Raw genomic sequence first — 2646 nt, 5'->3', positions numbered from 1 at the left:
TCAGGCGGCTTCGGCGGCCATGCGCTCGGCCTTCTTGATGACCTCGTCGATGGCGCCAACCATGTAGAAGGCAGATTCCGGCAGATGGTCGAACTCGCCGGCGACGACGCGCTTGAAGCTGTCGATGGTGTCGGCGAGCGGGACCTGCACGCCGGGGGAGCCGGTGAAGACCTGGGCCACGTCGAAGGGCTGCGACAGGAAGCGCTGGATCTTGCGGGCGCGGGCGACGGTGAGCTTGTCCTCCTCCGAGAGCTCGTCCATGCCGAGGATGGCGATGATGTCCTGCAGCGACTTGTAGCGCTGCAGGATGCCCTGGACGTCGCGGGCGACCTGGTAGTGCTCCTCGCCGACGACCTGCGGGTCGAGGATGCGGCTGGTCGAGTCGAGCGGGTCGACGGCGGGGTAGATGCCGAGCTCGGAGATGGCGCGGGAGAGCACCGTCGTGGCGTCGAGGTGGGCGAAGGAGGTGGCGGGCGCCGGGTCGGTCAGGTCGTCGGCGGGGACGTAGATCGCCTGCACCGAGGTGATCGAGCCGCGGCGGGTGGAGGTGATGCGCTCCTGGAGCTGGCCCATGTCGGTGGCGAGCGTCGGCTGGTAGCCCACGGCGGAGGGGATGCGGCCGAGGAGCGCGGACACCTCGGAGCCGGCCTGGGTGAAGCGGAAGATGTTGTCGATGAAGAAGAGGACGTCGGTGCCGGACTGGTCGCGGAACTGCTCGGCCAGCGTCAGGCCGGAGAGGGCGACGCGGGCGCGGGCCCCCGGCGGCTCGTTCATCTGGCCGTAGACCAGCGCCACCTTGGACTTCGAGAGGTCGTCGATGTTGATGACGCCCGACTCAATGAACTCGTGGTAGAGGTCGTTGCCCTCGCGGGTGCGCTCGCCGACGCCAGCGAAGACCGAATAGCCGGAGTGCACCTTGGCGATGTTGTTGATCAGCTCCTGGATCAGCACCGTCTTGCCGACGCCGGCGCCGCCGAAGAGGCCGATCTTGCCGCCCTTGGCGTAGGGGGCGAGGAGGTCGACGACCTTGATGCCGGTGACGAGGACCTCGGATTCGGTGGCCTGGGCGGCGAAGTCGGGGGCGGGCGCGTGGATCGGGCGGTATTCCTCGGCCGCGACCGGGCCCTTCTCGTCGACCGGCTCGCCGACGACGTTGAGGATGCGGCCGAGCGTGCCGTCGCCGACCGGGACCTGGATCGCCTTGCCGGTGTCGGTGACCTTCTCGCCGCGGACGAGGCCCTCGGTCGAGTCCATGGCGATGGTGCGGACGGTCGACTCGCCGAGGTGCTGGGCGACCTCGAGCACGAGGCGCTTGCCGTTGTTGTCGGTCTCGAGCGCGTTCAGGATCTCGGGCAGATGGTCCTCGAACTGGACGTCGACGACGGCGCCGATGACCTGGGTGATCTTGCCGACTGCTTGCTTGGCCATGGTGCGTGTCTCCGTCTAGAGCGCCTCGGCGCCCGAAATGATCTCGATCAGTTCCTTGGTGATCGCGGCCTGACGCGAGCGGTTGTAGACGATGGTCAGGCGGTCGATCATCTCGCCGGCGTTGCGGGTGGCGTTGTCCATCGCGCTCATGCGCGCGCCCTGCTCGGAGGCGCCGTTCTCGAGGAGCGCGGTGAAGATGTGGGTGGCGACGCCGCGCGGCAGCAGCTCGGACAGGATCGCCTCCTCGTCGGGCTCGTACTCGTACTGCGCGAGCGAGGCGCCGGCATCGCCCTCATCGAAGACGGCGGGGATGAGCTGGCGCGCGGTCGGGATCTGCGAGATCACCGACTGGAAGCGGTTGTAGAAGATGGTGCAGACGTCGAACTCGCCCGTATCGTAGCGGTGCATCACGTCCTGGGCGATGGCCTGGGCGTTGCCGTAGCCGATCTTGCGCACGTTGGAGAGGTCGACGTGGCCGACGAGGTACTTGCCCATGTCGCGGCGGAGCTGCTCGCGGCCCTTCTTGCCGACGGTGAGAATCCGGATCGTCTTGCCCTCGGCGAGCAGCCTCTGGGCATGGGCGCGGGCGAGGCGGACGATCGAGGAGTTGAAGCCGCCGCAGAGGCCGCGCTCGGCGGTGGCGACGACGAGCAGGTGGGTCTCGTCGCGGCCGGTGCCGCCGAGGAGCTTCGGGGCGCTGGGGCTCCTGCCCACGCCGGAGGCGAGGTTGCCGAGGACGGCCTCCATGCGCTCGGCATAGGGGCGGGCGGCCTCGGCGGCCTCCTGCGCGCGGCGGAGCTTCGCCGCGGCGACCATCTGCATCGCCTTGGTGATCTTGCGCGTCGACTTGACGCTGGCGATGCGGATCTTGAGATCCTTCAGGCTCGGCATCGGCCGGCTCCCCTACTCTCCGGTTCCGGCCGGGCTACGCGAAGGACTTCGCGAAGCCCTCGATCGCGGCCTTGATCTCGTCCTCGATCCCGCCGGCGATCTTCTGATCCTGGTCGCGGATCTTGTCGAGGAGCGCCTGGTTGGACGAGCGGAGATGGGCGAGAAGGCCGCGCTCGAAGCGGCCGACGTCCCGGACGGCGAGGGTGTCGAGGTAGCCGTGGGTGCCGGCGTAGATCACCACCACCTGCTCGGCGTTGGTGAGCGGCGAGTATTGCGGCTGCTTCAGGAGCTCGGTCAGGCGGGCGCCGCGGTTGAGCAGGCGCTGGG

The 2646-nt window shown here is 68.8% G+C and carries 2 protein-coding genes and 1 pseudogene; all 3 read right to left on the bottom strand.

The annotated features are described in order from the left end of the window. On the bottom strand, positions 1-1428 hold the full coding sequence (gene atpD, locus Q0112_RS00260; RefSeq protein ID WP_297970056.1) for a F0F1 ATP synthase subunit beta: 1428 nt from the start codon (positions 1426-1428) through the stop codon (positions 1-3). 15 nt (positions 1429-1443) lie between these two features. Continuing rightward, complete coding sequence (locus tag Q0112_RS00255) at positions 1444-2319, bottom strand: F0F1 ATP synthase subunit gamma (RefSeq protein ID WP_297970055.1); 876 nt, start codon at positions 2317-2319, stop codon at positions 1444-1446. 34 nt (positions 2320-2353) lie between these two features. Next, positions 2354-2646: pseudogene (locus Q0112_RS00250) on the bottom strand (F0F1 ATP synthase subunit alpha); the annotation flags it as partial.

It is taken from the genome of uncultured Amaricoccus sp. (assembly GCF_937858865.1).
Lineage (GTDB): Bacteria > Pseudomonadota > Alphaproteobacteria > Rhodobacterales > Rhodobacteraceae > Amaricoccus.
This window is presented reverse-complemented; position numbering and strand designations above follow the sequence as displayed.

Bases quoted from the DNA above. Each gene is read 5' to 3' on its own strand.
- atpD (WP_297970056.1), bottom strand. From the start codon at position 1,428: ATGGCCAAGCAAGCAGTCGGCAAGATCACCCAGGTCATCGGCGCCGTC.
- Q0112_RS00255 (WP_297970055.1), bottom strand. From the start codon at position 2,319: ATGCCGAGCCTGAAGGATCTCAAGATCCGCATCGCCAGCGTCAAGTCG.